The 26,915-nt window shown below is 61.8% G+C and carries 20 protein-coding genes and 1 other RNA gene; 7 read left to right on the forward strand and 14 right to left on the reverse strand.

The window, feature by feature from the left end:
* Positions 1-16: 16 nt before the first annotated feature.
* The 3 genes from ACZ445_RS22490 to dnaX all read right to left on the reverse strand — a co-directional run bounded on the left by ACZ445_RS22490 (position 17) and on the right by dnaX (position 3,661).
* Positions 17-1,051, reverse strand: a complete 1,035-nt coding sequence (locus ACZ445_RS22490; protein ID WP_464707591.1) for an NADP-dependent oxidoreductase — start codon at positions 1,049-1,051, stop codon at positions 17-19.
* 182 nt (positions 1,052-1,233) lie between these two features.
* On the reverse strand, positions 1,234-1,572 hold the full coding sequence (locus ACZ445_RS22495) for a YbaB/EbfC family nucleoid-associated protein (protein WP_003175481.1): 339 nt from the start codon (positions 1,570-1,572) through the stop codon (positions 1,234-1,236).
* A 43-nt stretch (positions 1,573-1,615) separates the two neighbouring features.
* Entirely contained in the window at positions 1,616-3,661 is a 2,046-nt protein-coding gene (gene dnaX / locus ACZ445_RS22500; protein ID WP_464707592.1) for a DNA polymerase III subunit gamma/tau, read from the reverse strand.
* 133 nt (positions 3,662-3,794) lie between these two features.
* Here dnaX and ACZ445_RS22505 point away from each other — a divergent pair, with 133 nt between their 5' ends.
* Both ACZ445_RS22505 and ACZ445_RS22510 read left to right on the forward strand, forming a co-directional pair.
* Positions 3,795-4,544: a substrate-binding periplasmic protein gene (locus ACZ445_RS22505; protein WP_179029791.1), complete on the forward strand. Its 750-nt coding sequence runs from the start codon at positions 3,795-3,797 to the stop codon at positions 4,542-4,544.
* 54 nt (positions 4,545-4,598) lie between these two features.
* Entirely contained in the window at positions 4,599-4,970 is a 372-nt protein-coding gene (locus ACZ445_RS22510) for a VOC family protein (protein WP_179029790.1), read from the forward strand.
* On the opposite strand, the gene ACZ445_RS22515 is transcribed toward ACZ445_RS22510, so the two are convergent.
* The gene (locus ACZ445_RS22515) at positions 4,884-5,843 is read right to left on the reverse strand and encodes a DMT family transporter (protein WP_179029789.1); all 960 of its coding nucleotides are present in this window, start codon (positions 5,841-5,843) and stop codon (positions 4,884-4,886) included. The two genes, ACZ445_RS22510 and ACZ445_RS22515, sit on opposite strands and share 87 nt — an antisense overlap.
* A gap of 102 nt (positions 5,844-5,945) precedes the next feature.
* Here ACZ445_RS22515 and ACZ445_RS22520 point away from each other — a divergent pair, with 102 nt between their 5' ends.
* A complete protein-coding gene (locus ACZ445_RS22520; RefSeq protein ID WP_058427348.1) occupies positions 5,946-6,809 on the forward strand; it encodes a LysR family transcriptional regulator in 864 nt (287 codons plus the stop codon).
* Here the strand turns inward: ACZ445_RS22520 and ACZ445_RS22525 are convergent, their stop codons facing one another.
* The 10 genes from ACZ445_RS22525 to ACZ445_RS22570 form a co-directional block, all read right to left on the reverse strand.
* On the reverse strand, positions 6,810-7,400 hold the full coding sequence (locus ACZ445_RS22525) for a type 2 periplasmic-binding domain-containing protein (RefSeq protein WP_058427349.1): 591 nt from the start codon (positions 7,398-7,400) through the stop codon (positions 6,810-6,812).
* Between the two features lies 1 nt (position 7,401).
* Positions 7,402-8,448 carry an N-acetylmuramidase family protein gene (locus tag ACZ445_RS22530; RefSeq protein ID WP_058427350.1) on the reverse strand — a complete coding sequence of 349 codons (1,047 nt, stop codon included), beginning with the start codon at positions 8,446-8,448 and terminating at the stop codon, positions 7,402-7,404.
* Between the two features lie 157 nt (positions 8,449-8,605).
* Positions 8,606-10,567, reverse strand: coding sequence for a hypothetical protein (locus ACZ445_RS22535; RefSeq protein ID WP_464704320.1), 1,962 nt, complete (start codon positions 10,565-10,567; stop codon positions 8,606-8,608).
* A gap of 20 nt (positions 10,568-10,587) precedes the next feature.
* Positions 10,588-11,001 (reverse strand): hypothetical protein, encoded by a 414-nt coding sequence (locus tag ACZ445_RS22540; RefSeq protein ID WP_179040977.1) that lies wholly within the window; start codon positions 10,999-11,001, stop codon positions 10,588-10,590.
* A gap of 125 nt (positions 11,002-11,126) precedes the next feature.
* Positions 11,127-11,223, reverse strand: an RNA gene (ffs, locus tag ACZ445_RS22545) — signal recognition particle sRNA small type.
* 224 nt (positions 11,224-11,447) lie between these two features.
* The gene (locus ACZ445_RS22550) at positions 11,448-12,614 is read right to left on the reverse strand and encodes a zinc-binding metallopeptidase family protein (RefSeq protein ID WP_464707594.1); all 1,167 of its coding nucleotides are present in this window, start codon (positions 12,612-12,614) and stop codon (positions 11,448-11,450) included.
* Between the two features lie 146 nt (positions 12,615-12,760).
* Complete coding sequence (gene ligA, locus ACZ445_RS22555) at positions 12,761-15,118, reverse strand: NAD-dependent DNA ligase LigA (RefSeq protein ID WP_464707595.1); 2,358 nt, start codon at positions 15,116-15,118, stop codon at positions 12,761-12,763.
* 87 nt (positions 15,119-15,205) lie between these two features.
* A complete protein-coding gene (gene zipA, locus ACZ445_RS22560) occupies positions 15,206-16,069 on the reverse strand; it encodes a cell division protein ZipA (protein ID WP_179030156.1) in 864 nt (287 codons plus the stop codon).
* 259 nt (positions 16,070-16,328) lie between these two features.
* Positions 16,329-19,817, reverse strand: a complete 3,489-nt coding sequence (gene smc / locus ACZ445_RS22565; RefSeq protein ID WP_464707597.1) for a chromosome segregation protein SMC — start codon at positions 19,815-19,817, stop codon at positions 16,329-16,331.
* 2 nt (positions 19,818-19,819) lie between these two features.
* Entirely contained in the window at positions 19,820-20,479 is a 660-nt protein-coding gene (locus ACZ445_RS22570; protein WP_464707598.1) for a GntR family transcriptional regulator, read from the reverse strand.
* 280 nt (positions 20,480-20,759) lie between these two features.
* On the opposite strand from ACZ445_RS22570, the gene xdhA reads away from it, so the two are divergent.
* From xdhA to guaD, 4 genes are all read left to right on the forward strand, one after another.
* Positions 20,760-22,208, forward strand: coding sequence for a xanthine dehydrogenase small subunit (xdhA, locus tag ACZ445_RS22575; RefSeq protein ID WP_464707599.1), 1,449 nt, complete (start codon positions 20,760-20,762; stop codon positions 22,206-22,208).
* Positions 22,201-24,600 (forward strand): xanthine dehydrogenase molybdopterin binding subunit, encoded by a 2,400-nt coding sequence (gene xdhB, locus ACZ445_RS22580; protein ID WP_058427359.1) that lies wholly within the window; start codon positions 22,201-22,203, stop codon positions 24,598-24,600. Before xdhA ends, xdhB begins: the two co-directional genes overlap by 8 nt.
* Before the next feature lie 117 nt (positions 24,601-24,717).
* Entirely contained in the window at positions 24,718-25,557 is an 840-nt protein-coding gene (xdhC, locus tag ACZ445_RS22585; protein WP_464707600.1) for a xanthine dehydrogenase accessory protein XdhC, read from the forward strand.
* 12 nt (positions 25,558-25,569) lie between these two features.
* Complete coding sequence (gene guaD, locus ACZ445_RS22590; protein ID WP_464707601.1) at positions 25,570-26,874, forward strand: guanine deaminase; 1,305 nt, start codon at positions 25,570-25,572, stop codon at positions 26,872-26,874.
* Positions 26,875-26,915: the final 41 nt, after the last annotated feature.

Raw genomic sequence — 26,915 nt, forward strand, 5'->3', positions numbered from 1 at the left:
GATTAGCGTCAAATACTCAATCCTGCGCGACGCGTACCACCAACTTGCCGAAATTGCGCCCTTCCAGCAGACCGATAAAGGCCTCGGGCGCCCGCTCCAGACCATCGACCACGTCCTCGCGGAACTTGATCTTGCCGTCGCGCACCCACGGCGCCATGGCGCTGAGGAATTCAGGCTGGCGGTCACCGTAGTCATCGAACACGATAAAGCCCTGGATGCGTACGCGCTTGGTCAACAAGGTACGTTGCAGCGCCGGCAAACGATCAGGCCCGCTGGGCGCTTCATGGGCGTTGTAGCCGGCGATCAGCCCGCACAACGGGACGCGCGCCTTGGGGTTCAACAGCGGCACCACCGCATCGAACACTTTGCCGCCGACATTTTCAAAATAGATGTCGACGCCGTTGAAGCACGCCTGGGCCAAGTCATCGGCAAAGGTCGGGCTCTTGTGGTCGATGCAGGAATCAAAGCCCAGTTCGTCCACCACATAGCGGCACTTGTCTGCGCCTCCCGCAATCCCGACCACACGCAAGCCCTTGAGCTTGGCCACCTGCCCCACCACCGAGCCCACCGCGCCGGACGCGGCCGCCACCACCAGGGTCTCCCCGGCCTTGGGCTGGCCGATGTCCATCAGGCCCATGTAGGCGGTCATGCCCGGCATGCCCAGCACACCCAGGGCCATCGACGGGCTGGCCAGGCCTTTGGGCACTGGCATCAGGTTGCGACCATCGGAAATGCTGTGGCTCTGCCAACCGGTAGCACCGACCACCAGGTCGCCTACTTCGAATTTCGGATTACGCGACTGCTCGATACGGCTGACAGCGCCCCCGGTCATCACTTCGTCGATCTCCACCGGCGCCGCGTAGGAAGGTGCGTCGCTCATGCGCCCACGCATATAGGGGTCGAGGGACAGGTACAGGGTTTTCAGCAGGACCTGGCCGTCTGCCAGTTCCGGCAGGTTCACCCGTTCCAGGCGGAAGTTTTCCGGGGTGGGTGCGCCCTGGGGGCGTGAGACCAGGACGATGCGCTGGTTCAGGGTCGGTTCTTGAGGCATGAAGGGGCTCCTTTATCGATTCCATCGGTATAGGGTGCAGACCATGCGTGGCGTGCCAGGGTTCATATTGGACGCGGAGCGTCGGGGGCGGCATTCCCACGCAGAGCGTGGGAATGATGATTGGCACAAACAAAAATGCCAGGCATAAGGCCTGGCATTGGAGTCTAGCTAAAGCACGCCGATCAGAACGGCAGCTTCATGCCCGGAGGCAGTTGCATGCCTGCGGTGACGCCGCCCATTTTTTCCTGGCTGTTGGCTTCGATCTTGCGCACGGCGTCGTTGACGGCCGCGGCGAAAAGCGCCTCGAGCATTTCCAGGTCATCTTCGCCCACGCCTGGCAGGACGCTTGGGTCGATGCTCACGCGCTTGATGTCGTGACGACCGGTCATCACCACGCTGACCATATCGCCACCGGCTTTACCGGTGACTTCGGCGTTGGCCAGTTCTTCCTGCATCTTGGCCATCTTTTCCTGCATCTGCTGCGCCTGCTTCATCAGGCCGGCCATGCCACCTTTCATCATGGGAATCACCTCAAAAGTACGTGGATCAATATGTAGCCCGGTTTTATGACGCTTGGGGCACCGGGGCTTCGACAGGTTCAATAGTATCGTGACGGACGACCGCACCGAACTGTTGCATCATTTGCTGGATGAGCGGATCGGCATGGATCGAATCCTCGGCCTCGCGCTGGCGGTTGATACGCCGGCGGGTCGCGGCCTGGGCCGGGGTTTCCTGCTCGGGCTTGATCAGCTCGATGGCGATGGTCAACGTACGCTCATGGTACTGGTTCAGCGCATCGTTGAGACGACGCTGCTGGGTCGCGTTGAACAGGGCGCTGTGGGCCGGGTCCAGGTGCAACAACCAGTGGTCGCCTTCAATGGAGATCAATGTGCAGTTGGCGGCGATGCTGCCGGTCATGCCGGAGATCGGCAGTTTCGGGAACAGTTCCAGCCATTGCAGGGCCAGGCCGGTGGCCGGGGCCGCAGCGGGCTCCGCTTCGGGCTCGGGGGCCGGTTCGGCGGTGTGCTCGCTGGCCAGGTCGTCCAGGTAGCTGTAGGCCGAATCCATGTCCGGCTCGATGTAGTCTTCGTCCAGCGGCGGTTCGTCGTCGAGGTCGATGCCCGGCGTGGCGGCTTCCACCTGGGCCACGGTTGGCTCGGGGACGGGGGCAGAGACCCATTCGGGGGCATCCGGCACCACGCTATCCGGAGTCGGCGTGGGCATCGGCGTCAGCTCGGGCTGCTCACCGCTGGTTTCCAGCACGGGCTCCACGGCGGGCGCTTGCTCGGCCTCGACTTCAGCTTCGACCGGATCATTCCAGGGCAGGTCGACGACGGGCTCGGGCTCGACAACTGGTTCCGGCTCGACCACTGGTGCAGCCGCCGCAGGTTCAGGCACCGGCGCAAGCGCAGGCGCAGCAACCACTGGCGCAGCCACTGCCGCGCCAGCCACTGGTTTGGCGGAATCAACTGTGGCCTGGCTGATCCCCACTGGCTTTAACGGCTGTCTCGGCGCGTCTGCCGAATCGGCGGGCCGGAAGGCCAGCATTCGCAGCAACACCATTTCAAAACCGCCGCGCGGGTCGGGCGCCAGGGGCAGGTCGCGGCGACCGATCAGGCCCATCTGGTAGTAGAACTGCACATCTTCGGCCGGCAGCGCCTGGGCCAGGGCGAGCACGCGGTCGCGGTCGCCATGGCCGTTGTCGACGCCTTCAGGCAGGGCCTGGGCGATGGCGACACGGTGCAGCACGTTGAGAATTTCCGAGAGCACGCCGTTCCAGTCCGGGCCCTGCTCCGACAGGTGGCGCACGGCCTCGAGCAACGCCTTGGCATCGCCTTCGATCAGCGCGTGCAGCACGTCGAAGACCTGGCCGTGGTCGAGGGTGCCAAGCATGGCGCGCACATCGGCGGCCATGACCTTGCCTTCACCAAAGGCGATGGCCTGGTCGGTGAGGCTCATGGCATCACGCATCGAACCATCGGCGGCGCGGCCGAGCAGCCACAGCGCGTCGTCTTCGAACGGTACGTTCTCGACGCCCAGCACATGGGTCAAATGCTCGACCACCCGCTCGGGGGTCATGTTTTTCAGGGAGAACTGCAGGCACCGCGACAGAATCGTTGCAGGAAGTTTCTGCGGGTCGGTGGTGGCCAGGATGAATTTGACGTAGGGCGGCGGCTCTTCCAGGGTTTTCAACAGGGCGTTGAACGAATGGCTGGACAGCATGTGCACTTCGTCGATCAGGTAGACCTTGAAGCGACCACGGCTGGGCGCGTACTGCACGTTGTCGAGCAACTCGCGGGTGTCTTCGACCTTGGTGCGGCTCGCGGCGTCGATCTCGATCAGGTCGACGAAACGTCCTTCGTCGATTTCCTTGCACACCGAGCAGGTGCCGCAGGGCGTCGAAGTGATACCGGTTTCACAGTTCAGGCACTTGGCGATGATGCGCGCAATGGTGGTCTTGCCCACCCCACGGGTACCGGTGAACAGGTAGGCGTGGTGCAGCCGTTGGCTGTCCAAGGCATTGATCAGAGCCTTGAGCACATGGGTCTGGCCGACCATTTCGCGGAACGAGCGCGGACGCCATTTACGTGCAAGAACCTGATAACTCATCGAAAACCGTCGCAACTGGGAAGCGGAAGCCGGTAATGCTAGCGGAGCAAGGGGGAAATTGCATCCGGCACGCTCGCCTAATCTGACTAAGCTTGCCTGGCTGGCCCCAAAAAGGCCTGAACCCGGAGTGTGTATGCGCGTAGTCCTGGGCGCTTTATGGATGATCACCACGGCTTGCCTGGCAGCGCCCGCACCGTTGCGTTTCTCGGTTTCCGACAGCTGGGCGATGCCCCTGGTGCAATTGGAGGGCGGCCGGCCCACCCAGGGCATTTTGTATGACCTGATGTTGAGCCTGGCTACCCAGGTCGGCAGGCCGGCCGAATTCCATGTGTTGGCACGGGCGCGTATCTCCAGCGCCATGGAGCATGGCGATATTGATGTGCGCTGTTATGTCACCCAAGCCTGGGTCGACGACGCGTCCGGCGATTACGTCTGGAGCGTGCCGCTGATGGTGCAGCGCAGCCTGTTGGTCAGCACCCACATCCCCCCGAAGCCGGTAGAGCTGGACACACTCGCGCCGCAGGCGATCGGCACCGTGCTCAATTACCGCTATACGACCCTCGACCCGCTGTTCGCCAAAGGCCAACTCAGCCGCGACGATGCGCGCAGCGAAGAGCAGGTGCTGCACAAACTGGTGGCCGGGCGCTTCAAGTTTGCGGTGAGCAACGAATGGATACTCGACCGCTTCAATCAACGCATGCCGGTCGGCAAACGGCTGCACAAGGTTATGGTGATTGATGAGCAGCGCCTGGGCTGCATTGTGCGCAACGACCCGAATGTGCCGGTGCAGCAGATCCTGCGCACCTTGCTGCGCATGCAGCAGTCGGACGAGATCGAGCAGATCATCCGGCTCTACACCGGTGAGACTCCTGACAGAAACTGACAGTGCCGCCTTATAGACTTGGCGCCATCGAACACGTATTCCCAAGGAGCCTGCATGAACACCCTCGCCCATTACTTCCTGCTGTACGTCGACAGCCCGGCCACCAGCGCCAACTTCTACAGCCGCCTGCTGGACAAGCCGCCCGTGGAACTCAACCCGACCTTCGCCCTGTTCATTCTCGACAATGGCGTAAAGCTGGGGCTGTGGTCGCGCCATACCGTGGAACCGGCGGCCCAGGTCACCGGGGGTGGCGGCGAAGTGGGCTTGTCCCTGGCTGACAAAGCCGCTGTGGACGCGCTGCATGATCAATGGGTAGCGCGCGGCGCAACCATCATCCAGTCACCGACCACCCTGGACTTCGGCTACACCTTCGTCGCTCAGGACCTCGACGGCCACCGGCTGCGCGCGTTTTGCCTGAGCGACTGACCGCCAGCGCCCCTCCAGGCTGATGGCGGCCACGCTGGCCAACACGATCACACCGCCCAGCACCACTTGCAGGGCCATGTGCTCACCGAGCAGCGTTGCCGCCATCGTCATCGCCACCGGCGGGATCAGGTACATCGCCACCGAGGCACGGCTGACCTCGACATGTTTCAACACATAACCCCAGGCCAGGTACGCCAGGGCGCTGGGGAAAATCCCGAGCACCAGCACCGCGAGGTTCTCCGGCAACGGCGCCTGCACCACGGCAGCCGACAGGCCCTGCAGGTTCACACAGAGCATCAAAGTGCCGGCCCAGACCATGTAGCACGCCATCGTCAGCGGGCTATAGCGATGGGCGTAATGTTTCTGGATGGCGAAGTACAGGCTCCATGACACCGCCGCCAGCAGGATCAGCAAGCCGCGCGGGTCGATATCACCCACGCCGTGATCGCCCCAGATCACCACCAGCACGCCGAGCAAACCCAGCAGCACGCAGCTCCAGCGCCAGAGGCTGACCCGCTCCTTCAAGCAGAAGAACGCGATCAACACGCTGAACAGCGGCGCCGATTGCGCCAGCACACTGGACGCCGCCGCCGTCACGAACTGCTGCCCGTAATTAAGACTGGTGTGGTGCAGGAACACCCCGAAAAAACTCAACACCAACAGCCACGGCAGATCCCGCAGGCGCGGTCGGCCAATGCCCAGCACCAGCGCCACACCGGCCATGAACACCGAAGCAATCAGAAACCGCAGCAGCGCAAGCTGGCCAGGGCTGTAGCTGTGCAAGCCCATATGCACGCCAATCGGCGAATAGGCCCAACAGAGGACGACGCTGGCGATGACTAGCGTAAGCTTCAGGGGTGACGGGGTATTCATCGACGGCATCCGAAAACTGAGAAGGAAAGCCGTCAGTCTTGGCCCGAGCAACGCGCAGGACAATTAACCGTTTCTGACTTCTGAAATCACTGGAACTGAGCAATGGAACTGGCCCAACTGAAAATGGTGCGAGCCGTGGCGCAAACCGGCAGCGTGGCCCAGGCCGCCGTGCAATTGCATTGTGTGCCGTCCAACATCACCACGCGCATCAAGCAGCTGGAAAGCGAGTTGGGCACACCACTGTTTATCCGTGCCGGGCGCGGGCTGGCGATCAGTGCGGCCGGTGAGATCTTCCTGGAGTATTGCGAACGCATCCTGGCGCTGGTGGACGAGTCCAAACGCGCGGTCGACGCCAACGCGATTCCCCGTGGCACCCTGCGTATCGGCGCTGTGGAGTCCAGCGCCAGCGGACGCCTGCCGCCGTTATTGGCCGAATACCATCGGCGCTACCCGGATGTCAGCCTGGAGCTGGTGACCGGTGCCTGGGGCGAACTGCTCGATGACCTGCAACACCACCGCCTGGACGTGGCGCTGGTGGCCGCCGGCAACAAACGCGCAAAGCTCGAACACAGCGTGGTCTACAGCGAACGCCTGGTGCTGATCGCCAGCGCCTCCAGCGCGCCGATCCGCAGCGCCGAAGACCTGGCCGGCCGCACGCTGCTGGTATGGCCGCCCGGCTGCCCTTATCGGGCGGCGCTGGAGAACTGGGTCAAGCCCCACGCGTTCAAGCCGGCGATTGCCAGCTATGCCAGTTGGGGCACGATCATTGGTTGTGTCAGTGCGGGGATCGGCGTAGCGCTAGCACCCGAAGGCATCCTGGCCCGCTATGAGCAGGCCAACCAGTTGGCGTCGTACCGGTTCGAGGAACTGCAGGCGGTGGACAACCTGCTGTTCTGGCACAAGGACACCCAGCGGCACCTGGCGCGGGATGCGTTTGCCGGGCTGCTGCGCGAAACCTTCGGCTGATCAGCTTTTGGGGGCAGCCAGACGGCTGTACTGATCCTGGCTGATCCACCCGGTAAACGAACGGTCATCGGCATTGATGAACTCGACCTGGGCCCAGCCATCCTTGAAGGCCAGCACCCCGACCACATCATTCTTGACGATGTACGGACGCTTGGCGGCCTTGGCGCTTGGGTTCTTCAGCAGGTAAGCCTTGTCGGCGGACACCTTCACCAGGCCGATCCATTTCGTGTTGGCGGTCTGGCTCAGGTCCAGGCCGGTGGCGATCTCCGGCATCAGCACATTGAGGCAACCCGGGTGCTGACGGCCTTCTGCCACGGTCAGGGTCACACCATCGGACGAGGGTGCCAGGCTGCCGGGGTAGGTGGCGTCGGCCCAGGTAGTCAGCGCAGCGGGTTTACCTTGCAGGTAGAACGTGCAACTGCGGGTGACGCCCTCGCCCATCGCTTCCGAGTAGTAACCCTCCACCTGGTGCTCAGGCGTCACCGCCAGCATCAGCCCTTCGTACTTGCCCGAATGCAACGCGGGCGAACCGGCAAACGCAGGGGCTACGGCGCACAACGAAAACACACCCATCGCTAGAAAACGGATCATCTTATTTTTTCCCTTCAAGTTTCTCGTAGGCTTTCTGCATAAGGACGTCATAGTTGCCGTAGTCCTCACCGTTATAGTTACGCGCCATGCCGGTAAAATCCTTGGCTTTCATGGCCTTCATCAACGCCGGGCTCTTGCTGCAAAAACCGAGGAAGGCCTTTAGTTGGTTACCGGCATTCACTTTTAATGCCGCAGAGAATTCAAACACCGTCTTGTAACCGCAGGACGCGTAGTTGAAGCCCATGATCTGAAACATACCCCAGGACGCCGACATCAACGCGGCTTCCTGATCCAGCGCAAACGCGGTGGCCATGGTTTCCCAGGCCTTGGTCTGGTCCTTGTTATTGGTCTGCCACTGCGGCCCGGCCTTTTTCTTGTAGGGGTAGGACAGCAGCGGATGCGCCTGGTCGTAGATGTGCTTGGTGTACTTGCGAAACAGGTGCCCTTCGAACGCGATCACCGGCAATTTGGCCGGGCCGAAACCGGAACGGCCGCCGGACTCCACGGTGGCGAAGGCCTTGATGATGTTCACCGAAATACCGCCACCCAACTGCGTAGCGGCATTCTGGAAATCCGTCTCGCTAAGGGTCATACCCCCGTCGCACGTGGCCTGCAACATCAATTGGCGGTTGCGCTTCTCGGCCTCGATCATCGCGCGCATGCGGTCCAGGTACACATTGACCGTGGCCTGCACTGCGTCGCCCTGATTGTTGCCGAACACATTCAGAAAGCTCGGGATACGCATGCTCGGGAACGCCTTCACCGGCACTTTCACCGCTTCTTCGATCAGGCTGTTGAAGGTTTTACCAGTCGGGTCGATCACGCCATCAGGGTGGGCATATTTGAGATGACGGAATTGGTATTGGCTGATGCATTGCACCAATTGGCCATCGCACTTGCCGTTTTCGGCCAGCGGGAAACCCATTTTTGGAATGATCAGATTGAATAAGTACTGGACGCACTGCACATCGGCGGGCAAGTTGCGGGCTTTGCCGGGCGCGCCTACCGAAGCACTGATAAGACGGGGCAATCCTTGCAGGCTTTTCATCACAGACATCCTTGTTAGTTAAAGAAGTGATGGCACTTCAATATCAACTTCGCACACTTGTCACACTCTGAAACAAGTGGCTGGCGGAAACTAACAAGGTGGTTTTAGGTTGTCCAGAGCGACCTGCAAAAGTTGTGAAACAGCCGAATTAAATCATTCAGTAGCCGTGGAATTCACGGGTTTTCTGATAGGTGTGGAAATCAATCCACTCGACTACATCGTAAGGCAGGTAAAGCTGCATCCGCGCGCGGGAAATAGCGATGTACACCTCGCACAGCCGTTGGTCGAACGCGTAGGCGTCCTTGAACTTCACGTTGGTGAGCAACTCGGGCGTCAGCAATACCCGGTCAAACTCCATGCCACCTGCCTCTGCCGCCAGCATCAGCAGGCAACGTTTGCCGGCCACGCCGCCCAGCCGGTTCAAGCGCGTGATATCGGCGACGTTGAAGCCTTTTTCCAGCTCGCTCTCGACCCACAGAAACGCTTCATCGAACTGGCTGGCGTCGCGCACCTGCTGCCAGTCTTGCATGTCACTGAAATAGGCGTGAGGGCCGTTGTCGTTGTGCTCGTTGCTGTAGAACTCCGGCTTGAACAAGGCAATGACGCTGATCATGAAACGCTGCAGATCCTGCTGCGCCGCAGTGTCGAAGAACCCGAACGGGCAGTTGGCCTGCTGCAACTGGATGGCCCATTTCATGGTGTCCCAATGGGAGGCGGTCAACACCACGCAGCCTTCCGGCGGTACGAAGCCCTGGGGGTAATGTTCGATGCCGACGTCGGCATCCCGCGCGCCTTCGAAGGGTGTCTTGCACTTTTGTGAATGCACACTGATCAATGGGTTGACCAGGCGCTCGACATTGCGGCCCGAGCGCACCGAGTAACTGATGTCGGTGTGCCGGACTTCGCGCTTTCTTCGCACCATCACACCGCTGGCCAATTGGTATTCATCGCCGAGGGTGATCAGCACTTGGCGGCCACGTTCGATGATCTGCAGCAATGAAGGCGGGATGTCCTGGCTTTCATCGATCAACACGTGGGTATAGCGAGGCGGCACCACACAGCCTTCGAGACTCGCACGCTTGATCAGCCATAGCGCCGCGAAAGCAGTCTGGCCGGCCCACTGTGGGTTGGCCTCCAGGTACGTCCACAACCGGCTGGAATACTCCAGCAACGCCTGGGTATCCACGCTGGACAACGGGTGCTTGAAATGCGGCAGGTGCCTGGCCGACAGGCTGTGATGACTGGAGTGGCAATAGCTTTCGAGCACCTTCAGACAGATATCCAGTGTCGCCACGCCCTCGTGCCCCCGCCAGCCGTGGATATTCAGGGTCTGCGACACCTCATGCTTGCCGGGCAACCTGGTCGGCGTGCCCTGCACGGAGGGGCGCGGCCCCTGCAGCAGCGCCTTGGCGAACGCAGCGAAGGTCGAACCTGCCTTGCTGTCCTTGCCCAACCCCATGCGCTCACGCAACGTCGCCAGCTTTGCTCCCGTGCGCGCCAGCACCAGGGTCTGGGCGGGGCGCAGGCACTCCATCAAGGCGCCGAGCAGGTGGCTCTTGCCGATGCCGGCGTAGCCTTGAACGTGCAGGTCTTCGTTGAGGTTGGCGCGGAAGGTACGCACCAGCTTGTCCTGGGCCGGGCTGAGCCAGCGCTCGCGCTGGCGGGGCGTGATCATCTGCTGGCTGAATGGGTCGTTGCTGCGCAGGTGGCGGACCTTGTAGCCGATATCCCATTTGCCCGTAGGCAGCAGGTAATCCCGCGCGGCGACTTCTTCAGCCGACAGCAGGCGCAGGTTGACGCTTTTCAGCACATTGAAACCGAAGTAAAGCTTGCGCGGGTCGAACAGGCGCTGGGCTTCGGACAGCAGCGTCGCTGCGCCCTCTGCCTGCGTGTCGACCGACCAGTCGAGCAACTTGGCCAGGATGCGCTCGGCGCCCGCGCAGGTCAGGTCTTTTTCCGCGGCCTGGGCCAGGTTCTGGATGACCAGTACGGCGGCCAGTTCCGGGTCCGCCAAGCCGACCAGGGCCTGGGCGCCGTCCGAACCGAGCAGGGCCGTGCAGGTTTCATCCGTGACCGGCAGGAAGACCGGGCTGGATAGGTCAAAGTGTTCAGGTTGCATAGTGCCTCGCCGCCAGGGAATCAGGCATTGCCCTGACCGCCCAGTTCAAACCGATACTCGCCCAGCGAGCCCGACATACCGCCGCCATGAGGGCCAGCGTCAGCCGCAGACGCCATCGCGCTGATCTGTTGCTGGAGTTCGAACACAGCCATATCGAGCAACCGACGCAAGTCTTCGGCGCTCTGCGCGGCCACGTTCAATTGCAGCGTGCAGGCGCCCGCCAGCGGTGGCTGCGCGGGCTCATCAGCCACTTGCGCAGAGCGGATCATTTCCGCCTGGCTGAGGATTTCCGCATGCTCATCGTCCATCAGGTCCAGCACCCTCGACAATTCCAGGGTCTGCTCAGGGTGGGATTGAATGCGGTCCTTGATCTCCAGGCGGCGCATCTGCCATTCCCGCAGTTTTTCGCGAGTGAGGTCGTCGACTTTTTCCACGTGTGCTGTCTCCGGATGCCAGGCACTGGAGTATGCCGCCATGGACTGCCCGATGGCAGATGGCGTGAAAGCATTTTTGATTTGGATTTGAAGAGGTACTGCAAGGAAGAGCGTTATGGAGGCAACCCCACCAGCCGCACCCCGGCACACAATGTTCCCGCTGTGGCTGCTGCCTTCCGGCTCTGACCAGGTTCACGGGTAATCGTTGCGGGGGGACCGATGGGGTCACCATAACGACGCTGGCCTCTCGGCAAGCGGGGCCATTGTACCGATCTCATCGGAAGTTACAACCGTTGGGGCCGGATTAAAAATATGAAGGGGTTCAAGTACTTGTCACCGTCAACAGCATCTGTGGGAGGGGGCTTGCCCCCGATGATGGTACATCAGCCAATAAACAGGTGACTGATCCAGCGCCATCGGGGGCAATCCCCCTCCCACAGCGCTCATCATTGTGCCAGTACCACCTCATCTGCTCGGCCGCCTTCTTCCTGGATCACCAGGTGAATGAAGTGCAGCTTGGCGATCACCGCTGGGGGCAGCACGAAGGGATAGAAATCCGGCTGGCCCATGCTGCGCGACAGTTCGTTGAGCATGCCGGCCAGTTCGATCCAGGCGTTGACGAACGACAGGAACGCCACGCCGCCGGGGTGTTCGGGGTCGTAGAGGGTGCTGAGGGGAAATGGCTGGTAGTCCAGGTCCATCTCACGGGCGCTCATGCCAAAGCCAAGGGCGGTGTCGACGGCGTCCATCATGTGCAGGTAGTGCGCCCAGGTTTCGGCCCAGTCTTCCCAGGGGTGCATGGTGGCGTAGGCGCTGACGCAGGTTTGCTGCCAGTCAGCGCGTGGGCCGTGCTGGTAGTGCTGGTCGAGGGCGTCGGCATAACTGGCACGTTCGTCGCCGAACAGGTCACGAAACGCTTCAAGCCAGTGGGTATTGGCGATCAGGCGATCCCAGTAGTAATGGCCGACCTCATGGCGAAAGTGACCGAGCAGCGTGCGATAGGGTTCGCGCATCTGGACGCGGACCTTTTCCCGGTGGGCGTCGTCGGCTTCCTTGATATCGAGGGTAATCAGGCCGTTGGCATGGCCGGTCATGGGCGCGTTGCCTTCCAGGTCGATACCGACAAAATCGAAGGCCAGGCCGGTGTCTTCGTCGACGCTTTTGGGCACCACTTGCAAACCCAGGCTGATCAGTTGCGCGACCAACCGACGCTTGGCGGTTTCGACTTTGCGCCAGCGTTCATGGTTTTCCGGGATCGACAGGTCAGGAATGGTGCGGTTCAGGCTGCATGCCGCGCACAGCGGCGCGGTGCTGTGGGCCGGGATCAGCCAGTTGCAGGCGGCCGGCGTGTCGAGGTTGGCGCAGCGGCGGAAGGCGCCGGCGTCGAGGTTGCCGTCCTGCAGCCAGGTGCCTTCGACCGGGCCGGGCTGCAGGGAGTCCAGCCGGGCTTGTTGGGGTTGGTAGCCCAGCAGCGCCTGGCAAGCCAGGCACTGGCTGTTGCGAAAAAACAGGGATTGGCCGCAGCGACACTGCCAGACCTTGCTGTCGCGAGAGGTGCCGGCTACAAACGGTGCAGCGATGCGCGAACTGAGTTGCTCGAAGTAGCGGAACATGGCGATCTCTCCCTGAGTGACTGAGACTAGATCACTTTCTGTTCAGGATCGTTCCACTTTAGTGATGGTTGGGAGGGGGCTGCTGCGCAGCCCGACGCGGGGCAAGCCCGCTCGCCACAGCAAGCCCGCTCGCTACAAAGCCCAGATCAGACCGTGATGTTGTGCTTGCCCAGGAAGGCGACGAAAGCTTCTTCATCCAATACCTTCAGGCCCAACTCACTCGCCTTGGCCAACTTGGAACCGGCGCCCGGCCCCGCCACCACGCAGTGGGTTTTCGCCGAGACGGAACCCGCCACCTTGGCCCCGAGGCTTTCGAGTTTTTCCTTGGCCACGTCGCGGCTCATCAGTTCCAGGGAACCGGTGAGCACCCAGGTGTGCCCCGCTTCGGGCAAGCCTTCGACGACCTTCTTCTCGCTCAACCAGTGCATGCCGAAGTCCTTGAGCTGCTGCTCGATGGCCAGGGCATGGTTGGCGTTGTCTGCGTTATCGAAGAACTCACGCACCGCCTTGGCTTGCTTCTCGGGCAACGCCTGGCGCATGTCCAGCCAGTCGGCCTTGATCACGCCTTCGAGGGTGCCGAACTTGTCTGCCAACTTCTGCGCAGCGCCGGGGCCGACGCTCGGCACATGCAACTTGTCGAGCAAGCCACCCAGCGTGGTACTGGCGGCGAATTCGGCGCTCAGGTCGCCCTGGTCCTGCAATTGCAGGCCGCACTCCTGCGGCGACAGCAGTGCGCCGATCACGTCCTGGTTATGGCTGTCTTCAAAGAAGCTGTGGATCTCGTGCGCCACTTCCAGGCCCACGTCCGGCAGGTACGTCAGCACTGCCGGCAAGGCTTTCTGCACGCGCTCCAGGGATGCCAGCGAACGCGCCAGCACCTTGGCAGTCTCCTCGCCCACGTCGGGAATGCCCAGGGCGTAGATGAACCGCGCCAGGGTCGGGGTCTTGCTGTTTTCGATAGCGGTGATCAGCTTCTTGCTGGAAATATCGGCAAAGCCTTCGAGGTCGATGATCTGCTCGTACTTGAGCTTGTAGAGGTCGGCCGGTGAGCCGATGAGCTTTTCATCCACCAATTGCTCGATGGTCTTGTCGCCCAGGCCGTCGATGTCCATGGCGCGGCGCGAGACGAAATGAATGATCGCCTGCTTGAGCTGCGCACCACAGGCCAGACGCCCGACGCAACGGTACACCGCGCCTTCGCTGACGGTTTCCTTGCCCTTGCTGCGCTTGACCAGTTGCGTGCGCTCCACGTGGGAACCGCACACCGGGCAGCTTTCCGGGATCTGCACGGCGCGGGCGTTTTCCGGACGACGCTCGGTGACGACGGAAACTACCTGAGGGATCACATCACCCGCGCGGCGGATGATCACGGTGTCGCCGATCATCAGGCCCAGGCGCGCGACTTCATCCATGTTGTGCAGGGTGGCGTTGGACACGGTGACGCCCGCAACCTTGACCGGCTTGAGGCGCGCCACTGGCGTCACGGCGCCGGTGCGGCCGACCTGGAATTCCACGTCGAGCAGTTCGGTCAACTCTTCCATGGCCGGGAATTTATGCGCGATGGCCCAGCGCGGTTCGCGGGCGCGAAAGCCCAGTTCACGCTGGGAGGCGATGCTGTTGACCTTGAACACCACACCGTCGATCTCATACGGCAGGCTGTTACGCCGCTCGCCGATGTCACGGTAGTAGTCCAGGCAATCCTGAATACCTTTGGCCAGCTTCAGCTCATGGCTGATCGGCATGCCCCACTGCTTCAACTGGTGCAGGTTGCCGATGTGGGTGTCGCTGATATCGGTGGTCACGCCGTAGCAGCAGAACTCCAGCGGGCGGCTGGCGGTGATCTTCGAGTCCAACTGACGCAGGCTGCCGGCGGCGGCGTTGCGCGGGTTGGCAAAGGTCTTGCCGCCGACTTCCAGTTGCGAGGCGTTAAGCCGCTCGAAACCGGCCTTGGACATGAACACTTCACCGCGCACTTCCAGGGTTGCTGGCCAGCCGCTGCCGTGCAGTTTCAGCGGGATATTGCGCACGGTGCGCACGTTGACGCTGATGTCTTCGCCGGTGGTGCCGTCGCCTCGGGTGGCGCCGCGTACCAACTCGCCGTCCTGATACAGCAGGCTGACCGCCAGGCCGTCCAGCTTCGGTTCGCAGCTGTATTCCACCGCCGCGCCAGCGCCGAACAGGTCGCCCACCGGCAGGTCGAGGCCTTCGGTGACCCGGCGATCAAACTCGAGCATGGTGGTTTCATCAAACGCGTTGCCCAGGCTGAGCATCGGGATCTCATGCTTGACCTGGGTGAACGCCGACAGCGCCGCACTGCCGACCCGCTGCGTCGGTGAATCACGCGTCACCAGGTCCGGGTGCTCGGCCTCCAGGGCCTTGAGCTCATGGAACAAGCGATCGTACTCGGCGTCCGGAATACTCGGCTCGTCGAGGACGTGGTAGCGGTAGTTGTGCTGATCCAGTTCAGCGCGCAGTTCGAGGATGCGGGTGTGGGCGGCGGTCATGGGTGTTCTCTCATAAAGCAAAAGAGCAGCCGAAGCTGCTCAATATGTTAGTGCACGGATTCTACAGGCAACGCTTAAGCTCGGACCTCAGCGCTTCTGTGTCAGGGCGCGACGCTCGAACTCGACGATGCGCTGACGGTAGTGTTCGATGGTTTGCGCGGTCAGCACGCTGCGCTGGTCGTCCTTGAGCTCGCCATTGAGTTCCTGGGACAGCTTGCGGGCGGCGGCCACCATCACGTCGAACGCCTGTTTCGGGTGACGCGGGCCTGGCAGGCCAAGGAAGAAGCTCACGGCCGGGGTGCTGAACAGGTCGATGTCGTCCAGGTCGAAGGTGCCCGGCTTGACCGCATTGGCCATGGAGAACAGCACTTCGCCGTTGCCGGCCATGCTCTCGTGACGGTGGAAGATATCCATCTCGCCAAACCGCAGGCCGCTTTCGAGGATGTTCTGCAACAGGGCCGGGCCCTTGAAGCCAGCAGCGTCGCGGCAGATCACGCTGATCACCAGCACTTCTTCGGCGGCAGGCTGGTCGTTCACGGACTGGCGCGGGACATTTTTGCCGGCGTTTTCGTCGGGGAAATCATCGTCGCGGCTGCTGAAGCTCGGGCCGTCATTGACGTCCAGGTCCAGGTCAGCCTGGCGCGGTTCTGCGACCACCGGAGCGGTGCGCTTGCCCCGCTTGGACGACGGCTCGCGGGCTTCACGCACCGGCGCGCTCATCGACGGCAAGTCGTGCTCGTCCAGTTGCGGTTCTTTATGGGTGTCCAGCACACGGGGCGGCCCCAGCAGCTCGGCGCTGCCGTCGTCGTCGGGCAAGTTGGACAGGTTGCGGTCCAGACGGAATTTAAGCTTGCCCTTGCCACCGCGCATCCGGCGCCAGCCATCAAAAAGAATACCGGCAATGACAATAATGCCGATGACGATCAGCCACTCGCGCAGACCGATTTCCATGTAATCCCGTGCCTCTAATAAAAAATGCTGAAAAATAAGGGGTTTAGCAACGTGCAAACCGCTTTAAAACGTGGCGCCAACTCTATGTTCTGACTGACGTTTTGCCCACGCATACGAAAATTTGACATTAAACTAGCACGACCAAAGATAACTTTACACCGTCTGTCAAAATGCCTTGAACAAATATGTCCATTTGCCACTTTCGCCAGACCGGTTAAGCCTCTTACCGCACGCTACAAAAATTCTTGGCTGGCATGGGTCAAGACTCCACCATCGCCATCGCTTCTTCGACATCCACCGCCACCAAACGCGAACAGCCCGGTTCGTGCATCGTGACCCCCATCAACTGATCCGCCATTTCCATGGCGATCTTGTTGTGGGTGATATAGATGAACTGCACGGTCTGGGACATCTCTTTGACCAACCGCGCGTACCGTCCAACGTTAGCGTCATCCAGCGGCGCGTCAACTTCGTCGAGCATGCAGAACGGCGCCGGGTTCAACTTGAAGATGGCAAATACCAGGGCCAATGCGGTCAGGGCTTTCTCGCCGCCGGACAACAAATGGATGGTGCTGTTCTTCTTGCCCGGAGGCCGCGCCATGATCGTTACCCCTGTATCGAGTAGATCTTCGCCCGTCAGTTCCAAGTAAGCGCTGCCACCGCCGAAAACTTTTGGGAATAACGCCTGTAAACCGCCATTAATCTGATCAAAGGTATCTTTGAAGCGGTTACGGGTTTCCTTGTCGATCTTGCGGATCACGTTTTCCAGGGTCTCCAGGGCTTCCACCAGATCGGCGTCCTGGGCATCCAGATAACGTTTACGTTCGGATTGCTGCTGGTACTCGTCGATGGCCGCCAGGTTGATCGCGCCGAGTCGCTGGATACGTGCGGCAATGCGCTCCAGTTCTTCTTCGGCTTCTTTCTCGTTGGCCTGGGCGGTCAGGGTGTTGAGTACGCCGTGCAGGTCGTAGCCGTCCTCCAGCAATTGGTCTTGCAGGGTCTTGCGGCGCACGGTCAGGGCTTGCCACTCCATGCGCTGCTGTTCGAGCTGACCACGGATCAGCTGGGATTGCTGTTCGGCCTGGGTCCGGCGTTTTTCGGCGTCACGCAGTTCGCGGTCGGCGTCTTCGAGGGCGATCTGCGCGGTCTTGAGTTCTTCATCAACGGTCATACGCTTGTCGAGCAACTCTTCGAGCTTCAGGCGCAGCTCTTCCAGCGGGGCTTCGCCCTCCTCCAGGTTGAGGCTCAGTTGCTCGCGCTTTTCGGTGAGGCGTTCAGACTGCATCTCCAGGCGCTCAAGGGCCTGGGCGGTGGACGCGTGCTGGGCCTTGAGCGACCCCAGGCGCACGGCCAACTGGTGGGCGTGGTCCTTGTGCTGGCGCGCTTCCTGGCGCACACGGTCGAGGCGTTCGCGCAGGCTGTCGCGCTGGGCCAGCAACAGCTCGCGCTGCTCGGTGTCGAGGGCCATGCTGTCGAGGGCTTCCTGCAACTGCAGGCGCGCTTCGCCGATCTGTTCGTGTTCCAGGGCGCGCTGCTCGCCCATTTCCGCGACTTCTTCGTCGAGACGGGTGCGGCGCAGGGTCAGTTGCTCGACCTTGGCTTTGCTCGCGGAAAGCTGGGCCTTCAATTCGCCTTGCTGGCGCGCTTCGTCCTGCAACAGGCGGCGCAGGTGTTCACGGCCGGTCTCCTGCTGGCGCTGGGTGGCGCGCAGGGTTTGCAGTTCGGTTTCCAGGCTTTCGAGGGTGGCTTCGCGCTCTTCGCGCTCGGCGATCAGGTTGACGATTTCCTGGCCACGGGCCAACACGCCGCTTTCCGCTTCACTGGCGCGGCGCACGCGCAGGAAGTGGCGACCGACCCAGTAGCCGTCACGGCTGATCAGGCTTTCGCCAGCACCCAACTGACCGCGCTGGGCCAGGGCCTGCTTCAGGGAATCCACCGGCTTGACCTGGCCCAGCCACGGCGACAGATCAATCGCCGCCTCAACTTTATCCAGCAAACTGCCCGGCACCCGCGTGCCATCGGCGGCTGGGCTGAGCAAACGCAGGTCGCCCTGGGCAAAACCGGCCAGGTCGAAGCCGCCAAAATCATCCACCAATACCGCTTGCAGGTCGGCACCCAGGACGGTTTCCACCGCCAGCTCCCAACCGGCTTCTACCTTCAAGCCTTCCGCCAAACGCGGGCGCTCGGCCAGATGCTGATCGCGCAACCATTCGGCGGTGCCGGTGCCTGGGTCCAGCGCGGCTTGCTGCAAGGCCTCAAGGGAAGCCAGCCGGCCATTGAGTCGCTGCAAATCCCCCTGGGCCTGTTGCTGTGCCTGGGTCGCCTGTTGCAACTGCTGACGCAATTGCTCCAGGCGCTCCACTTGTTGTTCTTCGCTGGCTTCAAGCTCTTCCAGCGTCATTTCGCTTTCGGCCAGTTGCTCGCTCAGTTCCATGATCGCCGCGTCTTCCGGGTCGGCGGACAGCAACGCGCGCTCTTCCTGCATGCGGCGTTGGCGCTCGGCCAGACGCTCCATACTGGTTTCCAGCTGCTGGATGCGTGACTGCTGCACTTCGGCCTGGCGTCGTGGTTCGGCAGACGTCAGGTTGAAGGTGTCCCACTGCTCCTGCCAGCCGTGCATGGTGGCTTCGGCTTCTTCCAGGGCAGCGGCGGCTTCTTCGGCGGCGGCGCTGGTGACTTCCTGCTCGGGGGTGAGCATGTCCAGCTCTTCGCCCAGGGTCAGCAATAAGGTGCGGTCGTGGCCGAGGTGGGATTCGGTCTCCAGGCGCGCGCGCTCGGCTTCCTTGAGGTCATCCTGCAACTGGCGCAGGCGCTGCTGGCCATGCTGGATGCTCTGCTCGACACGGGCGATATCGCCACCCACCGAATAGAAACGCCCCTGCACCAGATTGAAGCGCTCGGACAGGTCATGGTGACCGTCACGCAGGCGTTCGATACTGGCGTCGGCATTGCGCTGCTCGGCCACCAGGGCTTCGAAGCTGATCTCCTGGGTGCCGATGATCGCTTCGCGCTGGCCCACCTGGTCATTCAGCGCCTGCCAGCGCAGGGCCGACAGTTGTGCCTTGAGCTGGCGTTCCTCACCCTTGTATTCCTGATACTTCTCGGCGGCCTGGGCCTGGCGGTGCAGGCGCTCCAACTGGCGCTCCAGCTCTTCACGCAAGTCGGTCAGGCGGGCGAGGTTCTCGTGGGTGCGGCGAATGCGGTTTTCGGTCTCGCGGCGGCGCTCCTTGTACTTGGAGATGCCGGCCGCTTCTTCGATGAAGTTACGCAGGTCCTCGGGCTTGGCTTCAATCAGCTTGGAGATCATGCCCTGCTCGATGATCGAGTAGCTGCGCGGCCCCAGGCCTGTGCCGAGGAAAATATCGGTGATGTCTCGACGGCGACACTTGGTGCCGTTGAGGAAGTAGCTGTTCTGGCTGTCACGGGTGACTTTGCGGCGGATCGAAATTTCCGCGTAGGCCGCGTACTCGCCGATCAGGGTGCCGTCGGAGTTGTCGAACACCAGTTCGATGCTGGCTTGGCTCACTGGCTTGCGGCTGGTGGAGCCGTTGAAGATGACGTCGGTCATCGACTCGCCACGCAGGTTCTTGGCCGAGCTCTCGCCCATCACCCAGCGGACGGCGTCGATGATGTTCGACTTGCCGCAACCATTGGGCCCGACCACCGCCGCCATGTTACTGGGGAAGTTCACCGTGGTCGGGTCGACGAAGGATTTGAACCCCGCCAGTTTGATGCACTTGAGCCGCACGTTTAGGCGTCCGCCAACGCAGCGATGACCAGTGAGCAACTGCGCTCGCCGTAAGCCGAGAGCACTTGGCGGATCTGCGGCAAGTCACGAGCGAGTACGGCGGCGAGCAGTTGCTCGAACAACGCCAGGTATTCGCTCATGGACGCCTTGCGCTGATCCAGTGCCAGGTAATAGGCGCGGTTCATCGCCGGCTGCAGGTTCTCGACGGTTTCCTGCAAGTACGGGTTATTGGCGAAGGGGTACGCGGCGCGCATCACGTTGAAGCTTTCTTCAACGAAGGCGCGGATGTCCTCGCGCTCGTAACTGATCACCAGGCGCTGCTGGATCTGTAGGAACGGCGCCATGTCGGCCTGCACCTGCCAGCCCTGGGCCACCGCATTGCCGAGCAGGATGTACAGCTCGCCCATCAAGGTGCACAGGCTCTGCACCTTGTGCGCCGTTAACTCGGTGACATGGGCGCCACGGCGCGGCAGGATCGCGATCAGGTGGCGGCGTTCGAGGATCAGCAAGGCTTCGCGCACGGAACCACGGCTGACATTGAGCGCCAGCGTGACCTTCTGTTCCTGGATCCGCTCCCCAGGCTTGAGATCGCCGCGAATGATGCGTTCGGCGAGGTGGTGAGCAATTTGCTCGGCGAGACTGTCCGGCGCCTTGAACGTCATGTTTTCCCTTCAAAATCTTCTATCGGTACAAGCGCGGCAGTGTAGCGCATTGGCTGGCTGATGGCGCTACGCCCACGCTGGCGAATTTGGCACGGAATAAGCAGCGATGAAAAGCTACAAGCCCCCAAAAACGCCGGTTCCAGAAGACTGGACCATAATTGAAAGTGTTGCGATCGCATTTTCTTGACCTTCTGGTCAGAAAATCATTGACCGAAAAGTCAGAGATGACTAGATTCGGCGCAAAGCGGTTAACAACAATAATGAGTCTGCGAGGCCTTCCGTGATCCAGTTTTTACTTAACCAGGAACTCCGTAGCGAGCACGCCCTGGACCCCAACCTGACCGTGCTCAACTATTTACGCGAGCATTTGGGCAAATCCGGTACCAAGGAAGGCTGCGCCAGCGGCGATTGCGGGGCGTGCACTGTGGTGGTGGGCGAGTTGCACACCGATGATCAGGGCGCCGAGCAGATTCGTTATCGCAGCCTCAATTCGTGCCTGACCTTTGTCTCGTCACTGCACGGCAAACAACTGATCAGCGTCGAAGACCTCAAGCACCAGGGCCAACTGCACAGCGTGCAACAAGCCATGGTCGAGTGCCACGGTTCGCAATGCGGCTTTTGCACCCCCGGTTTCGTGATGTCACTGTTCGCCCTGCAAAAGAACAGCGACGCCCCCGACAGCCAGAAAGCCCATGAAGCCCTGGCCGGCAACCTGTGCCGCTGCACCGGCTACCGCCCGATCCTCGCCGCCGCTGAACAGGCCTGCTGCAACAAGCCCCAGGATCAGTTCGACAGCCGTGAGGCGCAGACCATCGCCCGCCTCAAAGCCATTGCGCCGACCCAGACCGGTGAACTCAACAGCGGCGACAAACGCTGCCTGGTGCCGCTCACCGTCGCCGACCTGGCCGACCTCTATGACGCCTACCCGCAAGCCCGGCTGTTGGCCGGCGGCACCGACCTGGCGCTGGAAGTCACCCAATTCCACCGCACGCTGCCGGTGATGATCTACGTCGGCAACATTGAAGAAATGAAGCGCATCGACGACTTCGACGACCGCCTGGAAATCGGCGCCGCCACCGCCCTCTCCGACTGCTATAGCGCGCTGCACCACGAATACCCCGACTTCGGTGAGCTGCTGCACCGCTTCGCCTCCCTGCAGATCCGCAACCAGGGCACCCTGGGCGGCAATATCGGCAATGCGTCGCCGATCGGTGATTCACCGCCGCTGCTGATCGCCCTCGGCGCGCAGATTGTGCTGTGCAAGGGCAACACGCGTCGCACCCTGGCGCTCGAAGACTACTTCATCGATTACCGCGTCACCGCCCGGCAGGACAGCGAGTTCATCGAGAAAATCATCGTGCCCAAAGGCCACACGCTGTTCCGCGCCTACAAGGTGTCCAAGCGCCTGGACGATGATATTTCCGCCGTCTGCGCCGCGTTCAACCTCAAGCTCGACAACGGCGTGATCCGCGAGGCCCGCGTGGCGTTCGGCGGCATGGCCGCCACGCCCAAGCGCGCCAAAATCTGCGAGGCCGTATTGGTCGGCGCCACCTGGAACAGCGCTACCGTGGAGAAAGCCTGCGCCGCCCTGGCCCAGGACTTCACCCCGCTGTCGGACTTCCGCGCCAGCAAGGAATACCGCCTGCTCAGCGCGCAGAACCTGCTGCGCAAGTACTTCATCGAACTGCAAACACCGCACATCGAGACTCGGGTGACCGCTTATGTCTAACCATCACGCCGTCGTTAAAACCCAGGCCGAACTCGCCGAGCTGTTTGCCCAGGACCTCACCTCCGGTGTGGGCCGCAGCGTCAAGCATGACAGCGCCGCAAAGCACGTATCCGGCGAAGCGCAGTACATCGATGACCGCCTGGAATTCCCCAACCAGTTGCACCTGTATGCACGCCTGTCCGACCGCGCCCACGCCCGCATCATCAGCATCGACACGGCGCCCTGCTACGCGTTTGAAGGCGTGCGCATTGTCATCACCCATGAGGACGTGCCGGGCCTGAAAGACATCGGCCCATTGATGCCCGGCGACCCCTTGCTGGCGATTGATACGGTGCAGTTCGTCGGCCAAGTGGTGCTGGCCGTTGCTGCCCGTGACCTGGAAACCGCACGCAAGGCCGCCATGGCGGCGGTAATCGAGTACGAAGACCTTGAACCGGTGCTGGATGTGGTCGAAGCGTTTCGCAAAAAGCACTTCGTACTCGACAGCCACACCCACCAGCGCGGCGATTCGGCCGGCGCACTGGCCACTGCGAAAAACCGCATCCAGGGCACCCTGCACATCGGCGGCCAGGAACATTTTTATCTGGAAACCCAGATCTCCTCGGTGATGCCCACCGAAGACGGCGGCATGATCGTCTACTGCTCCACGCAGAACCCCACCGAAGTGCAGAAACTGGTGGCCGAAGTGCTGGACGTGTCGATGAACAAGATCGTGGTCGACATGCGCCGCATGGGCGGTGGTTTCGGCGGCAAGGAAACCCAGGCGGCGAGCCCGGCGTGCCTGTGCGCGGTGGTGGCACGCTTGACCGGCCAGCCGACCAAGATGCGCCTGCCGCGCGTGGAAGACATGCTGATGACCGGCAAGCGCCACCCCTTCTACATCGAATATGACGTGGGCTTTGACGACAACGGCCGCCTGCACGGGATCAACCTGGAACTGGCGGGCAACTGCGGCTGTTCGCCGGACCTGTCCAACTCGATTGTCGACCGTGCGATGTTCCATGCCGACAACTCGTATTACCTGGGCGATGCAACGGTCAACGGCCATCGCTGCAAGACCAACACCGCGTCCAACACCGCCTATCGCGGCTTCGGCGGCCCGCAAGGCATGGTCGCCATCGAGGAAGTGATGGACGCCATCGCCCGTCACCTGGCCCTCGACCCACTGGCCGTGCGCAAGGCCAACTACTACGGCAAGACCGACCGCAACGTCACCCACTACTACCAGACCGTCGAGCACAACATGCTCGACGAGATGACCGCCGAACTGGAAGCCAGCAGCCAATACGCCGAGCGCCGCGAAGCGATCCGCCTGTACAACGCCCACAGCCCGATCCTGAAAAAAGGCCTGGCGCTGACCCCGGTGAAATTCGGTATCTCGTTTACCGCGAGTTTCCTCAACCAGGCCGGTGCGCTGATCCATATCTACACCGACGGCAGCATCCACCTGAACCACGGCGGCACCGAGATGGGCCAGGGTTTGAATACCAAGGTCGCGCAGGTGGTGGCCGAGGTGTTCCAGGTGGACATAGACCGCGTACAGATCACCGCCACCAACACCGACAAGGTGCCCAACACCTCGCCGACCGCAGCCTCCAGCGGTGCCGACCTGAATGGCAAGGCCGCGCAGAACGCCGCCGAAACTATCAAGCAGCGCCTGGTGGAATTCGCCGCGCGCAAGTACGACGTGAGCGAAGCGGACGTGGAGTTCCACAACGGCCATGTGCGCGTGCGCGAGCAGATCCTGACCTTCGAGGCGTTGATCCAGCAGGCGTATTTCGCCCAGGTCTCGCTGTCGAGCACGGGCTTTTACAAGACCCCGAAAATCTTCTACGACCGCAGCCAGTCACGGGGACGGCCGTTCTACTACTACGCGTTCGGCGCGGCGTGCTGCGAAGTGATCGTCGACACCCTGACCGGCGAATACAAGATGCTGCGCACCGATATCCTGCATGACGTGGGCGCCTCGCTGAACCCGGCCATCGACATCGGCCAGGTCGAAGGCGGCTTCATCCAGGGCATGGGCTGGCTGACCATGGAAGAGCTGGTGTGGAACGACAAGGGCAAGCTGATGACCAATGGTCCGGCCAGCTACAAGATCCCGGCCGTGGCCGACATGCCACTGGACCTGCGGGTAAAGCTGGTGGAGAACCGCAAAAACCCGGAAGACACGGTGTTCCATTCCAAGGCCGTGGGCGAGCCGCCCTTTATGCTCGGGATTGCTTCGTGGTGCGCGATCAAGGATGCCGTGGCGAGCCTGGGTGACTATCGCCATCAACCCAAGATCGATGCGCCTGCGACGCCGGAACGGGTGTTGTGGGGGTGTGAGCAGATGCGGCAGTTGACTGCGGCGAAGGTGGTTGAGGCGGATACCGAGATGGCTTCGCTCTAGACCGAGGCGCTGCCATCGGGGGCAAGCCCCCTCCCACACTTTGATCTGTGAATACCTTCAAATGTGGGAGGGGGCTTGCCCCCGATAGCGGCCTGACAGACACCACAAGAGGTGACTATGAACAACTGGATCAGCGCCCTCGCCGACCTGCAGAACCGGGGTGAACCCTGCGTGCTGGTGACCATCATCGAAGAGCTCGGCTCCACGCCGCGCAACGCCGGTTCGAAGATGGTCATCAGCGACGCGCAGACCTTCGACACCATCGGCGGCGGGCACCTGGAATACAAGGCGATGCAGATCGCCCGCGACATGCTCGTGCGTGGCCAACAAAACACCCATCTGGAGCGCTTCAGCCTGGGCGCAAGCCTGGGCCAGTGCTGCGGTGGCGTGACCGTATTGCTGTTCGAGCCCATGGGCCAAGTGCAGGCGCAGATTGCGGTGTTTGGCGCCGGCCATGTCGGCCGTGCGCTGGTGCCGTTGCTGGCCAGCCTGCCGTGTCGGGTGCGCTGGATCGATTCCCGTGATCAGGAGTTTCCAGCACATATCCCCCAGGGCGTGCGTAAAATCGTCAGCGAAGAGCCGGTCGACGAAATTGCCGACCTGCCGGCGGGCAGTTACTGCATCGTCATGACCCACAATCATGCGCTGGACCTGGAACTGACCGCCGCCCTGCTCAAGCGCAATGACTTCGCCTACTTCGGCCTGATCGGTTCGAAGACCAAGCGCGTCAAGTTCGAACACCGCCTGCGCGATCGCGGCTTCGACGCCGCGCAGTTGCAACGCATGCGCTGCCCCATGGGCCTCACCGAGGTGAAGGGCAAGTTACCGGTGGAAATCGCCATCTCCATCGCCGGCGAAATCATCGCCACCTACAACGCCAATTTCGGCCAGCACACCGCCAGCGCCGAACCCATTGCCAAACTGCTGCCGGCTTCACGTCGCAGCCAAGCCATTTGAAATGAGATCACCATGCCTTTGACTCGCAAAGCCTACCGTGCCGCCCTGCTGCACAGCCTCGCCGACCCCGCTGAAGTGGGCATCGAAGCGTCCTACGCGTATTTCGAAGACGGCCTGCTGGTGATCGAAAACGGTCAAATCAGCGCCATCGGCCATGCTGCCGATTTGCTGACGACGCTGCCCGCCGACATCGACATCACCCATTACCAGGACGCGTTGATCACCCCGGGCCTGATCGACACCCACATCCACCTGCCGCAGACCGGCATGGTCGGCGCCTATGGCGAGCAGTTGCTGGATTGGCTCAACACCTACACCTTCCCGTGCGAAAGCCAGTTCGCCGACAAGGCTCACGCCGAAGAAGTCGCGGATATCTTCATCAAGGAACTGCTGCGCAACGGCACCACCACCGCGCTGGTGTTCGGCAGTGTGCACCCTCAGTCAGTGAATTCGTTCTTTGAAGCAGCTGAGAAACTCGACCTGCGCATGATCGCCGGCAAGGTGATGATGGACCGCAACGCGCCGGACTACCTGACCGACACCGCCGAATCCGGCTACCAGGAAAGCAAGGCGCTGATCGAGCGCTGGCACGGCAAGGGCCGCCTGCACTATGCGGTCACGCCACGCTTTGCGCCGACCAGCACGCCGGAGCAACTGGCCCTGGCGGGGCAACTGCTGGGGGAATACCCGGACCTGTACATGCAGACCCACATCAGCGAGAACAAGCAGGAAGTCGAGTGGGTGAAGGAGCTGTTCCCGGAGCGCAGTGGCTATCTGGATGTCTACGACCACTACAAGTTGCTGGGCGAGCGCTCGGTGTTTGCCCATGGCGTGCATTTGTGTGATGACGAGTGTGCACGGTTGGCGCAGACGGGTTCGGCGGTCGCATTTTGCCCGACCTCGAATTTCTTCCTGGGCAGCGGTTTGTTCAACCTGCCGATGGCCGAAAAGCACAAATTGAATGTGGGCCTGGGCACCGATGTGGGGGGCGGCACCAGTTTCTCCCTGCTGCAAACCCTGAACGAAGCCTACAAAGTCATGCAGTTGCAGGGCGCACGCTTGAGCCCGTTCAAGTCGCTGTACCTGGCGACCCTGGGCGGTGCGCGGGCGCTGCGGCTGGAAGACAAGATCGGCACACTGCAACCGGGTACCGATGCGGACTTCCTAGTGTTGGACTATAACGCCACGCCACTGCTGAGCTATCGCCTGAAGCAGGCGAAGAACATTGCCGAGACGTTGTTTGTGTTGATGACACTAGGGGATGACCGGACGGTGTTGCAGACGTATGCAGCCGGGCAATTGGTACACCAGCGCTAATTCCATAAACACCCCAAAACAAATGTGGGAGGGGGCTTGCC

The sequence above is a fragment of the Pseudomonas allii genome, from assembly GCF_055380095.1.

Bases quoted from the DNA above. Each gene is read 5' to 3' on its own strand.
- ACZ445_RS22510 (WP_179029790.1), top strand. From the start codon at position 4,599: ATGAACACCCTCGCCCATTACTTCCTGCTGTACGTCGACAGCCCGGCC.
- ACZ445_RS22530 (WP_058427350.1), bottom strand. From the start codon at position 8,448: ATGAAAAGCCTGCAAGGATTGCCCCGTCTTATCAGTGCTTCGGTAGGC.
- ACZ445_RS22520 (WP_058427348.1), top strand. From the start codon at position 5,946: ATGGAACTGGCCCAACTGAAAATGGTGCGAGCCGTGGCGCAAACCGGC.
- ligA (WP_464707595.1), bottom strand. From the start codon at position 15,118: ATGACCGCCGCCCACACCCGCATCCTCGAACTGCGCGCTGAACTGGAT.
- ACZ445_RS22550 (WP_464707594.1), bottom strand. From the start codon at position 12,614: ATGTTCCGCTACTTCGAGCAACTCAGTTCGCGCATCGCTGCACCGTTT.
- ACZ445_RS22515 (WP_179029789.1), bottom strand. From the start codon at position 5,843: ATGAATACCCCGTCACCCCTGAAGCTTACGCTAGTCATCGCCAGCGTC.
- zipA (WP_179030156.1), bottom strand. From the start codon at position 16,069: ATGGAAATCGGTCTGCGCGAGTGGCTGATCGTCATCGGCATTATTGTC.
- ACZ445_RS22535 (WP_464704320.1), bottom strand. From the start codon at position 10,567: ATGCAACCTGAACACTTTGACCTATCCAGCCCGGTCTTCCTGCCGGTC.
- ACZ445_RS22490 (WP_464707591.1), bottom strand. From the start codon at position 1,051: ATGCCTCAAGAACCGACCCTGAACCAGCGCATCGTCCTGGTCTCACGC.
- dnaX (WP_464707592.1), bottom strand. From the start codon at position 3,661: ATGAGTTATCAGGTTCTTGCACGTAAATGGCGTCCGCGCTCGTTCCGC.
- ACZ445_RS22570 (WP_464707598.1), bottom strand. From the start codon at position 20,479: ATGACGTTCAAGGCGCCGGACAGTCTCGCCGAGCAAATTGCTCACCAC.
- ACZ445_RS22525 (WP_058427349.1), bottom strand. From the start codon at position 7,400: ATGATCCGTTTTCTAGCGATGGGTGTGTTTTCGTTGTGCGCCGTAGCC.
- guaD (WP_464707601.1), top strand. From the start codon at position 25,570: ATGCCTTTGACTCGCAAAGCCTACCGTGCCGCCCTGCTGCACAGCCTC.
- ACZ445_RS22505 (WP_179029791.1), top strand. From the start codon at position 3,795: ATGCGCGTAGTCCTGGGCGCTTTATGGATGATCACCACGGCTTGCCTG.
- ACZ445_RS22495 (WP_003175481.1), bottom strand. From the start codon at position 1,572: ATGATGAAAGGTGGCATGGCCGGCCTGATGAAGCAGGCGCAGCAGATG.
- xdhC (WP_464707600.1), top strand. From the start codon at position 24,718: ATGAACAACTGGATCAGCGCCCTCGCCGACCTGCAGAACCGGGGTGAA.
- xdhB (WP_058427359.1), top strand. From the start codon at position 22,201: ATGTCTAACCATCACGCCGTCGTTAAAACCCAGGCCGAACTCGCCGAG.